Raw genomic sequence first — 16,402 nt, 5'->3', positions numbered from 1 at the left:
AGACAGGGGCATACGCACCCTTTGCTCCAGGCACACACCGCCCGGCAATCCCCCACAACTCCTGTTCCCCATACGGATAGACGAACGATGGGCCGGGAAGATTCCCCCATGGAGGGGAGAATTCCCGCCATGCGGGGGAGTAGCGGAATATCGCGTTCTACCTGGTGTCCTCGGCCACATCCGAGCAGCCCAACTCCTCGAATACCAGGACAAGCCATGATCAACACACCGTCACGCGGCCGAAAAACCTCCGGACGAGTCTTCGAGTTGTCACTCTGTCAGTAGTAGGCTCACGCCGTTTCGTGACGCAGATACACGTGCGGGAACGCGTTCGGTTCCTGGCGCGGAGATCTTCAGGCGAAAGCTGAGAACGCAGGGGAACGCCGACGGACGAGTGCGCACACGGACGCGCGACGGCGTTCGCGGACGCACGCAGACACAAGCACCACCACCACCCGCCCGCCGGGGGCGCTGATCTGGGGGAGGCCATGCGCTTTCGCGGGACATCCATCCGCAGGAAGATCGTGGCGTTGCTGCTGGTGCCGCTCATGTCGCTCACCGCGCTCTGGGTGTTCGCGACCGTCATCACCGGCCAGGAGGCCAAGCAGCTCCTGGACATGAGCCACATCATCGACGAGGTCGGCACCCCGGTCGAGGACACCGTCCGCGCCCTGCAGAACGAGCGCCGACTGACCCTGGTCTATCTGGCCGACCCCCGCGCTTCCAACAGCCCATCGACCCTGCGCCGCCACCGCGCGGCCACCGATGACGCCGTGACGGCGCTGCGTGGGAGCGCACAGGACTCCGGCGTACGCGACGGGATACGACCCGAAGTGGCCAGGCGGCTGGACTCGCTGCTCGGCGCACTCGACGGACTCGGCTCGCTGCGGCGCAACGTGGAACAGAGCACCATCACACGGGCCCAGGCCCTCGACTTCTACAACCGCGTGGTCGATCCCTGCTACACCTTCCTCACTTCGCTCCACGCCCTCGAGGACGTGGAGCTGGAGAAGGAGGGCCGTGCCCTCGTCGGTGTGGCGCGCGCCCGTGAACTGCTCTCCCGCGAGGACGCACTGGTGACCTCCGCGCTGATCACCGGCAGGATCACCGCCAAGGAGATCCGCGCCACCTCCGACCTGGCCGCCAACCGCTCGCTGCTCTACGGGATCAATCTCGAGTTCCTCCCCTCGTCCGAGCGTGACATCCTCGCCCGGTACTGGGGCAGCTCGAACACCCAACCCCTGCGCGATGCCGAGGAACGGCTCATCGCCGACGGGCCCGCCAAGAACCCCCTGGCCGTCGACGCGCAGCGCTGGGAAGAACTGAGCAGCCCGGTACTCGGTGATCTGGCACATCTGAACACCGAGGCGGCCGAGCGGTACCAGCAGCGGGTCGAGCCCGCCGCCTACAGCGTGCTCCTCAAGGCCGGTATCGCCGGTGTGCTCGGCTTCCTGGCCCTGCTGGTCTCCATCGTCGTCTCCGTCCGCATCGGCCGCGATCTGGTGCGCTCGCTCTCCAGGCTCCGCAAGGAGGCCCACGAGGTCTCCGGAATCCGCCTGCCCAGCGTCATGCGTCGCCTCGCCGCGGGCGAGAGCATCGATGTCGAGACCGAGGCACCTCGCCTCGAGTACGAGAAGGGCGAGAAACACGAGAAGGGCGAGAAACACGGCAAGGGCGAGAAACACGGCAAGGGTGAGAAGCGCGGGAAGAGCGGCAAGGACGAGATCCGCCAGGTCGGTCAGGCTCTGAACACCCTTCAGCGTGCGGCTGTCGAAGCCGCGGTCAAGCAGGCCGACATGCGCCGCGGCGTCTCCGAGGTCTTCGTCAACCTCGCCCGCCGCAACCAGGTGCTGCTGCACCGCCAGCTCACACTTCTCGACACCATGGAACGGCGTACGGAGGACACGGAGGAGCTCGCGGACCTCTTCCGCCTCGACCACCTCACGACGCGTATGCGTCGGCACGCCGAGGGCCTGGTGATCCTCTCCGGAGCCGCGCCCTCCCGGCAGTGGCGCAAGCCGATCCAGCTCATGGACGTGGTCAGGGCCGCGGTCGCCGAAGTCGAGGACTACGAGCGGGTCGAAGTCCGCAGGCTGCCGAGGATCGGCGTGGCAGGCCCCGCCGTCGCCGACCTCACCCACCTCATCGCCGAACTGCTGGAGAACGCGACGGTCTTCTCGCCTCCGCACACCGGAGTCCAGGTGCACGGCGAGCGCGTCGCCAACGGCTTCACCCTGGAGATCCACGACCGGGGGCTCGGCATGACCCCGGAGGCACTGCTCGACGCGAACCTCCGGCTCGCGGAGACCCCGGAGTTCGAGCTCTCCGACACCGACCGGCTCGGTCTGTTCGTGGTCAGCCGGCTCGCCCAGCGGCAGAACGTGCGGGTCTCGCTCCAGCCGTCCCCGTACGGCGGGACCACGGCGGTGGTCTTCATCCCGGCCGCGCTCCTCACCGACGCCCCCGAGACCGAGGGCACCGGCTTCCGCCTGGACCGCAGGGGTGAGCGCCAGGGCAGGGACAGGGACCGGAGCAACGGCCGCCAGGGTGTGGACGGCGGCAGGGTCACGGCCCTCGCGCAGATCCCCACGGGGCGCACGAGCCCCAAGGTGCTCGACGGCCCCGTCGAACTCGAAGCACCGGTCGGTACCCTGGGCTACGAGGACCGCCCGGCCGTCGACACCCTTGAGGTGAACACCGGCATCGGCAAGGGCATCGGCAGTGGTGACATCGAGGACACCGAGAGCGAGCGCGGCGGTCTGTTCCGCGCACGCGACTTCGTGCGGCCGTCATCCGCCGACGAGCAGCACCAGCAGGCCACGGACCAGCTCTCGCCGCGTCACCGCGGTCCGGGCCGGCATCCGACGGGCCCCACCCAGCTGCCCCGGCGCAAGCCGCCGACTCTCGTCGCCGACCACGGACGCAGGGTGGACGAGCCCGGTCGTACGCATTCGCCCTTCGCACAATCCACGGACGCGACGAAGAGTCCGGCCGCGGACCGGCCGTCGCGCCTCGACCCGGGCTGGGAGCAGCGGTCTTCACCGCCGCCCCCGCAGCAGCCTGCGTCCCCGCCCACACGGCGGATGTCACCCCCGTCCCCGGCGGGGGGTCAGGACACGACGGCGCTCGGCGGTCTCCCGCGTCGCGTACGCCAGGCCAGCCTGGCCCCGCAGCTTCGCCGCGACACTGAGGGCGGCGGCACCACCACCGGGCCCCGGGGTGGGGCGTCCGGCGAGGCGCCGGACATCGAACGGGACGCCGAAGAAGTACGCGACCGCATGGCCTCGTTGCAACGCGGCTGGCAGCGCGGACGTCGCCAGAACGCCGAAGACACCAGCACCGGCTCCGGCGAGCCAGCACAGGGAACCACACCGGAGGGGAACGGTCGATGACCGCAGCGAACGACATCACCAGGAGCGGGCAGCTCAACTGGCTCCTGGACGAGCTGGTCGACCGGGTCGGCTCCATCCGCAAGGCACTCGTCCTCTCCGGCGACGGCCTCGCGACCGGTTCGTCCAAGGACCTCACCCGTGAGGACGGCGAGCACCTGGCGGCTGTCGCCTCCGGATTCCACAGCCTCGCCAAGGGCGTCGGGCGCCACTTCGACGCCGGAGCGGTCCGGCAGACCGTCGTCGAACTCGACGACGCCTTCCTTTTCGTCACGGCGGCCGGTGACGGCAGCTGTCTCGCCGTGCTGTCCGACGCTGATTCCGACGTCGGGCTGGTCGCCTACGAGATGACGCTGATGGTCAAGCGCGTGGGCGTCCACCTCGCCACGGCACCAAGGAGCGGACTGACCTCCGGAGGGTGAGTGGAAATGAGATGAACGACGCCGGACAGCACATTCAGGAGCTCGGGGACCCCCGGGCAACCGCGGAAACCCCGGAACCGCGGCACCCGCACCACTGGTTCGACGACGACGCCGGACCCGTGGTGCGCCCGTACGCGATGACCCGGGGCCGGACCAGCAGCACGGTCCGGCACCAGCTCGATCTGATCGCGCTGGTCGTCCCCGAGCCGGACGGGGCGGGCGGGCCGGGCACGGACCAGATGCTGTCGCCCGAGCACGTCGAGATCATCGAACGCAGCAGCACCATTCCCCAGTCGATCGCCGAGCTCGCTGCCGGACTCGATCTGCCCGTCCAGGTGGTCAGAGTCCTCGTCGGCGATCTCGTCGAGCACGCACTGGTCCATGTAACCCGTCCCGTTCCACCGGCCGAGCTGCCGGACGTGAGCATTCTCCGCGAGGTGATCAATGGTCTTCGGGCGCTCTAGCCGTGAAGAAGTACGGCGGCCGGTCGAGCCGGTGACCCTCAAGCTCCTGGTGGCGGGTGGCTTCGGGGTCGGCAAGACGACTCTCGTCGGCGCGGTCAGCGAGATCAAGCCGCTGCGTACCGAGGAGACCCTGAGCGAGGCGGGCCGTCCCGTCGACGATCTGGACGGGGTGGAGTCCAAGACCACCACCACAGTCGCCATGGACTTCGGCCGGATCACCCTGCGCGAAGACCTGGTGCTCTATCTCTTCGGCACACCTGGCCAGGACCGTTTCTGGTTCCTCTGGGACGAGCTGGCCCAGGGAGCGCTCGGTGCCGTCGTGCTCGCCGACACCCGCCGCCTCGAGGACTCGTTCGCCGCCATCGACTACTTCGAGCGCCGGGGGATCCCCTTCACCGTCGGCATCAACTGCTTCGAGGGCGCCGACCGCTTCCCCGCGGAGAGCGTACGGGGGGCACTGGACCTCGATCCGGAGGTACCGCTGATGATGTGCGACGCGCGTGACCGCGAGTCGGTGAAGGCGGTGCTCGTGTCGGTGGTCGAGCACGCCCTGGTCTGGTCCACACGCCAGCATGAGGCCGCCGCGACATGAGCGACACGGCCCGCACCCCGGCGCTTTGCCGCGGGTACGGGTCCTGCACGTGCTGACGACCGGGTCCCGGCCGGTCAGCGTACGGCGACCACCGCCGAACCGTGCCCGAACAGCCCCTGGTTCGCGGTGATCCCGGCCCGCGCCCCGGCCACCTGCCGGTCGCCCGCCTCACCCCGCAACTGCCAGGTCAACTCGCAGACCTGGGCGATCGCCTGGGCGGGCACCGCCTCGCCGAAGGACGCGAGGCCCCCGCTCGGGTTCACCGGTATGCGCCCACCGACAGCCGTGGCGCCCTCCCGCACCAGCTTGGCGCCCTCTCCGGCCGCGCACAGCCCGAGGTCCTCGTACCACTCCAGTTCCAGCGCGGTCGAGAGGTCGTACACCTCGGCGAGCGACAGGTCGTCGGGCCCGAGCCCCGCCTCCTCGTAGGCGGCTCGGGCGATCGAGGCGCGAAAGCCCGGCGTGGGCGGATCGGCCGCCACCGCCGAGTCGGTGGCGATGTCGGGCAGGTCGAGCACCGTCCTGGGGTACACCGGCGTCACGGTCGACACGGCACGTATCCGCACCGGATCGGCGACCCCGTGCCGACGGGCGTAGTCGAGGCTCGACAGGACGAGCGCCGCTCCTCCGTCGGACGTGGCGCAGATGTCCAGCAGCCGCAGCGGATCGGCGACGACGGCCGACGCCGCGACCTCCTCCGCGCTCACCGCCGCCCGGTAACGGGCCAGCGGATTGAGCGCTCCCGCCGCCGCGTTCTTCACTTTGACCTGTGCGAAGTCCTCCGGTGTGTCGCCGTACAACGCCATGCGGCGGCGGGCGAACAAGCCGAAGTACGCCGGATTCGTGGCCCCCAGCACCCTGAAGCGCAGCCAGTCCGGATCATCCGGCCGGTCTCCGCCGGCCGGGGCGAAGAACCCCTTGGGGGCGGAGTCGGCCCCCACGACCAGTGCCACGTCAGCGAGCCCCGCCAGGATCTGGGCCCGGGCCGTGGCGATGGCCTGGGCCCCGGAAGCGCAAGCGGCGTACACACTGGTCACCCTGGCGCCCTGCCAGCCCAGTGCCTGGGCGAACGTGGCTCCCGCGACATAGCCCGGGTAGCCGCCCCTCACGGTGTCCGCCCCGACCACCGACTGGATCTGCCGCCAGTCCAGGCCCGCGTCCGCCAGGGCGGCCCGGGCCGCGACGCTCCCGTACTCGACGAAGCCGCGGCCCCATTTGCCCCACGGGTGCATACCGGCCCCGAGGACCGCGATGTCGCCGGTCATCGCGTGTCCACCGGGCGCCACCACCAGGTCGTCCACACGGTCTGCTCGTCCTCGTTCAGGATCCCGGGCACCACTTCGACCTCCATCCCGACAGCCAGATCCGCGACCGTCACCCCGGGGGCCGCCTGGCCGAGCACGACCATGCGTTCCGCCTCGAGTTCGACCGCGACGAGTGTGTACGGCCGCCACTCCACGGCCGGATCGGATACGTACGGCGCGGGCGGTCGGTAGCGCCCGTCCGTGTAGGACCAGACCCGGCCGCTCCTGGAGAGCGGCACCTCCACCAGCTCGCCGCCCCGGCAGCCCGGGTTGCGGCACGCGCTGTCCTCGCGGGGGAAGAACACCGAGGAGCAGGCCGCGCATCGGGTGCCCAGCAGCCGGAACGAGCGTTCGGCGTCCTCGCCGGCCGTGTCGCCGTCGCCGGTGAACCATCCGGACACCACCGGTATACGTGTGCGTGCCAAGGCCGGCCCCTCCCTGTGGACGTCCCCGCTCCTGTTCACTTTCTGATGGTGCGTCAGAATTCTGTCACGGAACGCCGTCCGCGGACAGGGCGCCCGGATCCTGGTCCCGCCCCGCCGTTCCTGATAGACGGTGCGCATGAAAGGACCTGCCCCCGCACCGCTCCGTGTCCTCGCGCCCACCGCCGCGGCCCTGCTCACCCTTGCCGCCGCGTCCCCGCCGGCAGCCCCTGGACCCCGGGCACCCCGCGCGTTCACCGCGCTGGCCATGGTCGATCCGACGATCATCCAGGAGCTGCGCTACACGACGGCGCACAACTTCATCGGCGACCCCGTCGACGGCTACCGGCAGCCACTGTGCATCCTGACCCGCCCCGCCGCCGATGCGCTGCGCACGGCCCAGCGCCGACTGCTCCGGCGCGGATACTCCCTCAAGGTCTACGACTGCTACCGGCCCCAACGCGCCGTCGACCACTTCGTACGATGGGCCGAAGACCTCACTGACGAACGCATGAAGCAGGAGTTCTACCCCCGCGTCGACAAGTCGCGGCTCTTCGAGGACGGATACATCGCGCGGAAGTCCGGGCACAGCCGCGGCAGCACGGTCGACCTCACTCTTGTGCAGCTGCCCACGCGGAAGACCCGCCCCTATGCCCCCGGCGAGAAGCTGACGCCGTGCCACGCACCCCGCGACACACGCTTCCCCGACAACTCCCTCGACATGGGAACCGGATTCGACTGCTTCGACACCCTGTCGCACACCGATGACCCGCGCGTCCGGGGCAGCCGGCGCGCCCACCGGCTGCTCCTCAAGGAAACCCTCGCTGAAGCGGGATTCGTCAATCTGCCCGAGGAATGGTGGCACTTCACCTACGGCCCCGAACCGTTCCCGGACACCTACCACGACTTCCCCGTGGCATGGAGCTCCCTGATCGGCCCCGAGACACCGACTCGCCGGCCGTGATGCCCGCCCCCGCGTTACAGTCCGCATGTGACCGAGCCCCCTGAGCACCAGGCCCCCATGTCCCGCACCGCAGACGGCCACGCGGTCGCCCCCGTGCGGGACTCCCACTGCTCGAGCTGCGGTGCACGCTACCCGCAGGGCACCACCACATGGCCCCGCACCTGCGCCCGCTGCGGTGACGTCGTCTACCGCAACCCGCTTCCCGTGGCGGTCGCCCTTCTCCCGGCGACCACGGCACACGGCACCGGGCTCGTCGTCATCACCCGGACCATCGAACCCCGGTGCGGGGAGATCGCCCTGCCGGGCGGCTTCATCGACCATGCCGAGGACTGGCAGCACGCCGTCGTCCGCGAGCTCCGCGAAGAGACCGGCATCGAGGCCGACGGCCGGCAGGTCCGGCTGGCCGACGCGCTCAGCTCGCCAGGCGGCCATCTGCTCCTGTTCGGGCTGCTCCCCGAGCGCCCCGCGGACCGGCTCCCGAGCTCGGCCCCGACCGACGAGACCGAGGGCTGGCACCTGCTGCACAAGCCCACCGAACTCGCGTTCCCGCTGCACACGCTCGCCGTGCGCCGCTGGTTCGCCGGCGAGTACTCATAGGTACGGAGGCCACCCCCTCAGCCGCACCGGCCGGCCCGCACTCACCGCACCCTGCGCCGTCACCCGCTCCACCACCACCCGGTCACCGGCCAGCCGCGAGGTGTACCGCTCGACTTCGGGCCGCTCCGACACCCCGGCACAGTCCCCGACCACCAGCCCCCCACCGGTACGCCCGGCCACCGGAGCCCATACCTCCAGCTCGACGCCGCCGTCCTCACCCCGCACCGGAACCACCGCACCCGCCCGCGCCAGCACCGGAATCCGCGACAGCGGCGCGTCCAGCAGCACCTGACCCGGCCCTTCGTGCGCCTGCCCGGTCACCGTGTCGTACCACGTCCCGCGCGGAAGCCTGACCGCTCGCCGGTCGGCGCCCCGCTCCAGCACCGGCGCGACCAGCAGCGCGTCGCCCAGCAGAAACGCGTCCTCACAGTCCCGCAGGGCGCGATCACGCGGGGCGTTCCACCACAGGGGCCTCACATACGGCGCACCGGTCAGTCGGGCCAACTGCGCAAGGGTGACGAAATACGGGTGCAGCCGCTCACGTTCGAGAAGCGCCGCCCGCGCATGCCCGAGCACCTCGGGGCCGAACTCCCAGGGTTCCCTGCGGCCCGCGTCGATCGCCGCATGCGTACGGAACAACGGCAGATGGGCACCGAGCTGAAACCAGCGAAGGTAGAGCTCCGGCGACGGGCTGCCGTCAAAACCGCCGACGTCAGGACCCGAATACGGCACCCCGCACAGTCCCAGCCCGATGACCAGCGAGAGTGAGGCGCGCAGCCCCGGCCAGCCCGTCGACACATCCCCGGACCACGTCCCGCCGTACCGCTGCATTCCCGCCCAGCCGGAGCGCGAGAACAGGAAGGGCCGCTCAGCGGGCCTCAGCCGCCGCAGCCCCTCGTACCCCGCCCGCGCCATCGCGAGCCCGTACACGTTGTGGGCCTCGCGGTGGTCGCCACCACGCCCCTCCAGCGAGTGCCGGGCGGACCGGGGCAGTGTCATGTCACCGAAGGGCACGAACGACACGGGCTCGTTCATGTCGTGCCACACCCCCGCGAAGCCCTGCGCCAGACGCTCCTCGTAGAGCCCGCCCCACCACTCGCGCACCCGCGGATCCGTGAAGTCCGGATACACGCACTCACCTGGCCACACCACCCCCCGCACCCGCCGGCCCCGGGCGTCCCGCACGAACGCGTCGGCCGCCGACCCGGTGTCGTACACCGCGCTCCCAGGTTCCGCCTTCACGGCCGGATCGACGATCGACACCAGCCGCACCCCGTCGTCAGCCAGGTCCCCGGCGAGACCCGGCAGATCAGGGAAGCGCTCCTTGTCGACGGTGAAGACCCGATGGCCGTCGTAGTGGTCGATGTCGAGATGCAGCGCGGACAGCGGAAGCCCCCGCTCCCGATAGCCCGCCACCACCCGTCGCACCTCCCGCTCACTGCCGAAACCCCAGCGCGCGTGCTGCGGGCCGAGCGCCCACGACGGAGGAAGCGCGGGCGCGCCCGTGAGCGCCGTCCAGGTACGCAGCAGACGCGCCGGCGTACCCACCACCACCCAGCAGCGCAGCGGACCCCCGCTCATCCGGACCTCCACCGTGCCCGGCCGGTCGTGCCCGGAGCCCGCTCCCTCCTCACCCTCGCGCAGCGCCACGCGGCCGTCCCAGGTGTTGTCGTAGAACGCCAGATGCGCGCCCGCGTCCGCAACGACCAGCTGCACCGGCATCGTGATGTACAGCGGATCGTCACCGGGACCGAAACTGCCTCGCGGGTCCGTGTTCCACAGCCGGTAGGTGCCGTCCCGCAGCCGCGGCCCCGACGAGCGTCCGCCCAGTCCGAAGTACCGCGCGTCCGCGCACACCTCGGCACGCTGCAACCAGCGCGCAGGTCCCCCGTCCACCGGCTCCCACCAGCGCGGCGGCAGGTCCCTGCGCAGCACCACGCCACCCGGGGTGCGCACCTCGACGGCACCGTGGCGCGTCACCGCCACGGTCACCCGCTGCGACACCACCCGCCAGCCGCCGTCCATGTCGGGCTCCAGCTCCGCGCGCGGATCGGCCTCCGGCGGAGGACCGGCCAACGCGTACGACGGCTCCGGCTCCGCACCGTCCCAGCCCCAGAACACACTGCCGCCCACCGCCACCCGCACCCGCAGCCGGGAGCGCGTGAACCGCACGACCCCGCCTCCCGGCAGCGGCTCCGCACCGACGACCATGCCCGGCACCCGCGCCCGCTCGGCACCCCGCGGCGGCAGACCCCACGCGTCCGTACGCCTGCGGCGCCACGCCGAACGAACGGCCCGCAGTCCCTGCACCGTGCCGAACACCTTCACCGAGCGCACCAGCTCACGACCGTCCATGCCGCTCACCCTGCCATCCACCAGGGCATCGGCGAGGATGGTTCAACTCCCGTTCACCCGCGGCGGGAGCACAGCGGAAGCGCACCACGACCCCGTCCGGCACGGGCCGGCCACGGGCGGGGAGCCCTGGTGCGGAAGACGATCACATGGCATCGTCCTGTCAGCATCAGCCGCGTCACGCGCACACCCATGCCCGTGCGCGGGACACACGCCCACCACGCGTACAGCGAGAGACACAGCCGCCGGGAGCCGCTCCATGACCGCAAGCCCTGCCCCGCTCTGGCAGCCCGACGCCGACCGCGTCGCCGCAGCCCGGATCACCCGGTTCCAGGCCTGGGCCGCGGAGCGGTACGGAGCCCCGGCCGAAGGCGGCTACGTGGCACTGCACCGCTGGTCCGTCGACGAGCTGGAGACCTTCTGGCGGGCGGTCGCCGACTGGTTCGACGTACGGTTCTCCACCCCGTACGAGCAGGTCATCGGGGACCGCTCCATGCCCGGCGCGCAGTGGTTCACCGGAGCCACGCTCAACTACGCCGAGCACGCTCTGCGCGCCGCCGAGGATCCCGCCCGCGCCCAGGAACCGGCCCTGATCCACGTGGACGAGACCCACGAGGCGACCCCGGTCAGCTGGTCCGAGCTCCGCCGCCAGGTGGGGGCACTCGCCGCGGAGCTGCGCGCCCTCGGCGTACGGCCCGGGGACCGAGTCAGCGGCTACCTTCCCAACATCCCGGAGGCGGTGACCGCACTCCTCGCCACCGCCGCCGTCGGCGCGGTCTGGACCTCCTGCGCCCCCGACTTCGGCGCTCGCAGCGTCCTCGACCGCTTCCAGCAGGTCGAGCCGGTCGTCCTGTTCACGGTCGACGGCTACCGATACGGCGGCAAGGAACACGACCGCCGCGACACCGTCGCCGAACTGCGCCGGGAGCTCCCCACCCTGCGCGCCGTCGTCCACATCCCCCTCCTCGGCACCAGCGCCCCCGAAGGCGCCCTCTCCTGGGCGGACGTGATCTCCCCGGACGCCGAACCCGCCGAACCTGTCTTCGAGCAGGTGCCGTTCGACCACCCGCTCTGGGTCCTCTACTCCTCCGGCACCACCGGACTCCCCAAGGCCATCGTCCAGTCCCAGGGCGGCATCCTCCTCGAACACTTCAAGCAGCTCGGCCTGCACTGCGACCTCGGCCCCGGAGACCGCTTCTTCTGGTATACGTCGACCGGCTGGATGATGTGGAACTTCCTCGTCTCCGGCCTGCTCACCGGCACCACCGTCATCCTGTACGACGGCAGCCCCGGCTACCCCGGGACCGGCGCCCAGTGGGCCATCGCGGAGCGCACCGGCGCCACCCTCTTCGGCACATCCGCCGCCTACGTGATGGCCTGCCGCAAGGCCGGAGTGCACCCCGGCCGCGACCACGACCTCTCCCGCGTCAAGTGCGTCGCCACCACCGGCTCCCCGCTGCCCCCCGACGGATTCCGCTGGCTCCACGACGAGGTACGCGAGGACCTGTGGATCGCCTCCGTCAGCGGCGGCACCGACGTGTGCAGCTGCTTCGCAGGCGCCGTACCCACCCTGCCCGTCCACATCGGCGAACTCCAGGCAGCCTGCCTCGGCACCGACCTCCAGGCCTGGGACCCGCACGGCAAGCCCCTGACCGGCGAGGTCGGCGAGCTCGTCGTCACCAACCCCATGCCCTCCATGCCGATCCACTTCTGGAACGACCCGGACGGCAGCCGCTACCGCGACAGCTACTTCGAGATGTTCCCCGGCGTCTGGCGGCACGGCGACTGGATCACCATCACCGACCACGGCTCGGTGGTGATCCACGGCCGCTCCGACTCCACCCTCAACCGCCAGGGCGTCCGTATGGGCTCCTCCGACATCTACGAAGCCGTCGAACGGCTCCCCGAGATCCGCGAGTCCCTCGTCATCGGTCTCGAAGAGCCGAACGGCGGCTACTGGATGCCGCTCTTCGTCCACCTCGCCCCCGGCGCCGCCCTCGACGACGACCTGCGCGAACGGGTCAAGCGCACTATCCGGGAGCAGCTCTCCCCACGCCACGTCCCCGACGACATCATCGAGGTCCCCGCCATCCCGCACACCCTCACCGGCAAGCGGATCGAAGTCCCGGTCAAGCGACTGCTCCAGGGCACACCCCTGGCCAAGGCGGTCAACCCCGGCTCGGTGGACGACATCGAGCTGCTGCGGTTCTACGAGGAGCTGGCCCGCACACGCGGCTGACCACCGGATCGCCCCGCCCCGCCCCGTTTGTCAGTGCTCGCGGTTACGGTGAGTGAGCACTGATCAACAGGCTCACGGGGACCAGGGGGAACCATGACCAGCACCCGACACCACGAGACACCGAAGCGCCGCACCGGCCATACCAACAGGCGGCGCCCGCCACGGCGGTCACCACGGCGCGCCCTGCGCCGGGACGTACCGTCCACCGTCGGCCTGCTCGTCGACGAGCAGGACTTCGCCGCCATGCGGCACTACCGCAGCTTCACCTTCTCCGACCATCCCGGCTATCTGCACCAGGTCGAAGCCCTCCTCAGATCACTCTCCCGGCAAGGCGGCCACACCTCCGTCGCGCTGTTCGACCCGGCGGGCTTCGCCCACTACTGCACCGAGACCGGACTCGACCCGGACAGCTCCGCCAGCCGCAGCCGCTACACGGCGGAAGTCGCCGCCGCAGGACCCACCGTGGCCTATACGGGCCAGCCCATCGACCACCTCGTGCCACTGCTCGTCAACAGCTCGGTCCGGCAGGCCACCTGGGACTACGCGAGCTCCCTGCTCAATGACCTGGGCACCTGCGCCGACTGCGGAGAGGACATCGGGCGCGCCGCCTTCGACCAGGCCTCGGAGCTCCTGCTGCGACTCATCGAGTGCGCGGGCACCGGGACGCACCACCTCGTGTGCAGCGTGCCCGTCAAGGGCGAACAGCTCCTGGCCGCCCTTGACGCCGTGAACGGCAGCGGGAGCACGGCCACACTCGACTCATCCGAAGGCGCGGAGTTCGTGGCCGTACTCGCAGCGGGCCTCGCACTCGAAGGCCCTGGCGGAGTGGTGTTGCGGACCTGCACAGACGACGCCCCCGACCAGCTCCGGGGCTGGCGCCTCCAGCGCGGACGGATGCTCCCTCTGACCGAGGGCGAGGTGTTCACCGCCTATTGCACGGACGCCGATACCGGCGACCCCATCGGCCCGGACCCGGGGGCCGAATACCGCGCGGGATTCGATCTCGGCGACCCGCCCCGCCCCAGCGCGCACGACTGAAAGAGCATGAAAAGGGGCACGGAAGGCGCGCAGAACGGCGTCAGGGGCTTCCCGACATGACGGGAAGCCCCTGACACCAGCGAAGAAGCCCGGCTACTCGCCGGAGAGCACTCCCCGGGCCGCCGCCCGAGCCTCATCGGCACCGTCAGCGGCACGGGCGGCCGCTGCCGCTCGCTCACACTGCGCCAGCGTGTACTTCGCCAGCGCCGCACGCACATAGGGGATCGACGCCGCACCCATCGACAGGGAGGTGACACCGAGACCGGTCAGCGCACACGCCAGCAGCGGATCCGCCGCCGCCTCGCCACACACACCGCAGCCCTTGCCCTCGGCCCGGGCCGACTCCGCCGCCACCGCGACCAGGTCGAGCAGTGCGGGCTGCCACGGATCCTGTAGCCGCGACACCGCACCCACCTGACGATCCGCTGCGAAGGTGTACTGCGCCAGATCGTTGGTGCCCAGAGACAGGAACTCCACCTCCTGAAGCACCGACCTCGCCCGCAAGGCAGCCGAGGGGATCTCCACCATCACGCCGAATTTCGCCTTCAGCCCGGCCTCGCGGCACGCCTGAGCGAACGCCCTCGCGTCACTGCGGTCCGCGACCATCGGAGCCATCACCTCCAGATACACCGGCAGGCCCTCGGCGGCCTTCGACAGGGCCGCCAGCTGGGTCCGCAGCACCTCCGGATGATCAAGCAACGCCCGCAGCCCACGCACGCCGAGCGCCGGATTCGGCTCGTCGGCCGGCGTCAGGAAGTCGAGCGGCTTGTCCGCGCCGGCATCCAACACCCGCACGACCACCCGCCGCTCCGGGAACGCCTCCAGTACCTGCCGGTACACCTCGACCTGCTTCGCCTCCGACGGCGCCCTGGAGCTGTCATCCAGGAACAGGAACTCCGTACGGAACAGCCCGATCCCCTCGGCCCCGGCCGCCACAGCCGCGGGTACGTCGACGGGCCCGCCGATATTGGCGAGCAGCGGCACCTTGTGCCCGTCGGATGTCGCACCCGGCCCCGACACCGCCTCCATGGCCCTCCTGCGCTCCGCCGCCGTCCGCGCCAGCTCCGCACGCTCCTCGCCATCAGGCTCCACGAACACCTCGCCCGTACTGCCGTCGACGGCGATGACCGTCTCCTCGCCCAGCTCGCAGGCCCCCGCCAGCGCCACCACGGCCGGCACCCCCAGAGCCCGCGCCAGAATCGCACTGTGGCTCGTCGGGCCGCCTTCCTCGGTGACGAAGCCCAGCACCAGGCCGGGGTCGAGCAGCGCGGTGTCGGCCGGCGCGAGATCCCGGGCGATCAGTACGTACGGCTCGTCGCTGTCCGGCACACCCGGCATGGGCACACCCAGCAGCCGCGCCACGATGCGATTGCGCACGTCATCCAGATCCGCCACCCGACCGGCCAGGTACTCGCCGGCTCCCGCCAGCAGCGCCCGGTAGGAGGCGAACGCGTCGTACACCGCGCGCTCGGCCGTGCTCCCGACCGCGATCCGCCGCTCCACGTCGGCCATCAGCTCCGGATCCTGCGCCATCAGGGCCTGCGCCTCGAGCACATGCTGGGCCTCGCCGCCGGCCAGATGACCGCGCGCGTTGAGATCGGCCGCCACCGCGTCGACCGCCTGACGGGCCCGCCCCTGCTCCCGCTTGGCGTCCCCTGCCGGAATCTGCTTGGCCGGCGGCTCCAGCACGGCCGTCCCCATGTGCCGCACCTGCCCGATCGCCACCCCATGGCTCACACCGAGGCCCCGCAGCGTTGTCTTCATGTCAGCTCCAGCTGAACAACTCGTCGCCGATCTTCACATCCCCATCCTCGCGGAGACCGGCCAGCGATCCCGCAGCGCCCTCGAGCGCGACCACCGGACAGATGGGCGACTTACCGGCCTCTTCGACGGCTCGGGGGTTCCAGCGGACGATCGCCTGGCCGCGGGTCACCGTGTCGCCCTTGTTGATGAGGAGCTCGAAGCCCGCGCCGTTGAGCTGCACGGTGTCGATGCCGAGATGGATGAGCACCCCGTGTCCCTCAGCGTCCACGACGACGAAGGCGTGCGGGTGGAGGGAGACGACGACGCCGTCCACGGGGGACACGGCATCCGAGAGCTCACGTGGGGGATCGATCGCGGTCCCGGGACCGACCATCGCTCCCGAGAACACCGGATCGGGCACTGCGGCGAGTCCGATCGCGCGACCGGGCAGCGGCGACGTCACGACTGTCATGGGAGCCTCCCGAACTGGACGGCCTGCTGTTCAGAGCGTATGCCACCGGAACTTCAGGTTCCGCCTGAGCGCCCGCAGTTGACGGACGCCGGTACCCGCCAGGGACGATTTGCCTCACCCGCGGACGACATGTACTGTCGTAGATCTGCCTGGCCGCGAGCGCCACTACGACGCGTAGGTCGGCAGCACCTAATCAAGCTTGATCCTCTATCTCCTCAAAACCACCGCTCTGTGTTGTGCACACTCGTGTGCGCTGAATGCGAGTGAGGTGGGATTGGTCAGAGGGCAGGGAAAAGGCTGGTAAGGTTTGAAACACCGGAAAGGGAATTCGCGAAAGCGGAGGAACGGCCCGGAAGCCCGCTCCAGCGGGTGGCGGAAACGGGAAATCGGATCTGCTAGGCTGG

General features: G+C 70.8%; 13 protein-coding genes. 8 read left to right on the top strand and 5 right to left on the bottom strand.

Features of this window, described 5'->3' with window-relative positions:
* Positions 1 to 488: 488 nt before the first annotated feature.
* Genes ABZ532_RS24880 through ABZ532_RS24865 form a run of 4 tightly spaced genes read left to right on the top strand, consistent with a single transcriptional unit; the run spans position 489 to position 4,867 of the window.
* Positions 489 to 3,392 carry a nitrate- and nitrite sensing domain-containing protein gene (locus tag ABZ532_RS24880; protein ID WP_361287816.1) on the top strand — a complete coding sequence of 968 codons (2,904 nt, stop codon included), beginning with the start codon at positions 489 to 491 and terminating at the stop codon, positions 3,390 to 3,392.
* Positions 3,389 to 3,811, top strand: coding sequence for a roadblock/LC7 domain-containing protein (locus ABZ532_RS24875; RefSeq protein WP_361287813.1), 423 nt, complete (start codon positions 3,389 to 3,391; stop codon positions 3,809 to 3,811). Before ABZ532_RS24880 ends, ABZ532_RS24875 begins: the two co-directional genes overlap by 4 nt.
* Positions 3,812 to 3,822: 11 nt before the next feature.
* Entirely contained in the window at positions 3,823 to 4,275 is a 453-nt protein-coding gene (locus tag ABZ532_RS24870; protein ID WP_361287810.1) for a DUF742 domain-containing protein, read from the top strand.
* On the top strand, positions 4,256 to 4,867 hold the full coding sequence (locus ABZ532_RS24865; RefSeq protein ID WP_361287807.1) for an ATP/GTP-binding protein: 612 nt from the start codon (positions 4,256 to 4,258) through the stop codon (positions 4,865 to 4,867). The genes ABZ532_RS24870 and ABZ532_RS24865 overlap by 20 nt, the downstream gene beginning before the upstream one ends.
* 74 nt (positions 4,868 to 4,941) lie before the next feature.
* Here the strand turns inward: ABZ532_RS24865 and ABZ532_RS24860 are convergent, their stop codons facing one another.
* Positions 4,942 to 6,132, bottom strand: coding sequence for a lipid-transfer protein (locus tag ABZ532_RS24860; RefSeq protein WP_361288037.1), 1,191 nt, complete (start codon positions 6,130 to 6,132; stop codon positions 4,942 to 4,944).
* Complete coding sequence (locus tag ABZ532_RS24855; protein ID WP_361287804.1) at positions 6,129 to 6,596, bottom strand: zinc ribbon domain-containing protein; 468 nt, start codon at positions 6,594 to 6,596, stop codon at positions 6,129 to 6,131. The genes ABZ532_RS24860 and ABZ532_RS24855 overlap by 4 nt, the downstream gene beginning before the upstream one ends.
* A gap of 136 nt (positions 6,597 to 6,732) precedes the next feature.
* Between ABZ532_RS24855 and ABZ532_RS24850 the strand changes: the two genes are divergently transcribed.
* Both ABZ532_RS24850 and ABZ532_RS24845 read left to right on the top strand, forming a co-directional pair.
* Entirely contained in the window at positions 6,733 to 7,557 is an 825-nt protein-coding gene (locus ABZ532_RS24850; protein ID WP_361287801.1) for a M15 family metallopeptidase, read from the top strand.
* A gap of 57 nt (positions 7,558 to 7,614) precedes the next feature.
* Positions 7,615 to 8,154 (top strand): NUDIX domain-containing protein, encoded by a 540-nt coding sequence (locus ABZ532_RS24845; protein WP_361288034.1) that lies wholly within the window; start codon positions 7,615 to 7,617, stop codon positions 8,152 to 8,154.
* Here ABZ532_RS24845 and ABZ532_RS24840 read toward each other — a convergent pair.
* Complete coding sequence (locus tag ABZ532_RS24840; RefSeq protein WP_361287798.1) at positions 8,149 to 10,509, bottom strand: glycoside hydrolase family 31 protein; 2,361 nt, start codon at positions 10,507 to 10,509, stop codon at positions 8,149 to 8,151. The genes ABZ532_RS24845 and ABZ532_RS24840 overlap by 6 nt on opposite strands.
* Positions 10,510 to 10,765: 256 nt before the next feature.
* Between ABZ532_RS24840 and ABZ532_RS24835 the strand changes: the two genes are divergently transcribed.
* Positions 10,766 to 12,745, top strand: coding sequence for an acetoacetate--CoA ligase (locus tag ABZ532_RS24835; RefSeq protein WP_361287795.1), 1,980 nt, complete (start codon positions 10,766 to 10,768; stop codon positions 12,743 to 12,745).
* A 93-nt stretch (positions 12,746 to 12,838) separates the two neighbouring features.
* Positions 12,839 to 13,783: a hypothetical protein gene (locus tag ABZ532_RS24830; protein ID WP_361287792.1), complete on the top strand. Its 945-nt coding sequence runs from the start codon at positions 12,839 to 12,841 to the stop codon at positions 13,781 to 13,783.
* A 93-nt stretch (positions 13,784 to 13,876) separates the two neighbouring features.
* Here ABZ532_RS24830 and ptsP read toward each other — a convergent pair whose 3' ends face one another.
* Complete coding sequence (gene ptsP / locus ABZ532_RS24825) at positions 13,877 to 15,547, bottom strand: phosphoenolpyruvate--protein phosphotransferase (protein ID WP_361287784.1); 1,671 nt, start codon at positions 15,545 to 15,547, stop codon at positions 13,877 to 13,879.
* Position 15,548: 1 nt separating this feature from the next.
* Positions 15,549 to 15,998 (bottom strand): PTS glucose transporter subunit IIA, encoded by a 450-nt coding sequence (locus ABZ532_RS24820; RefSeq protein WP_361287781.1) that lies wholly within the window; start codon positions 15,996 to 15,998, stop codon positions 15,549 to 15,551.
* Positions 15,999 to 16,402 lie beyond the last annotated feature (404 nt).

The sequence above is a fragment of the Streptomyces sp. NPDC019396 genome, from assembly GCF_040632375.1.
GTDB lineage: Bacteria > Actinomycetota > Actinomycetes > Streptomycetales > Streptomycetaceae > Streptomyces.
This window is presented reverse-complemented; position numbering and strand designations above follow the sequence as displayed.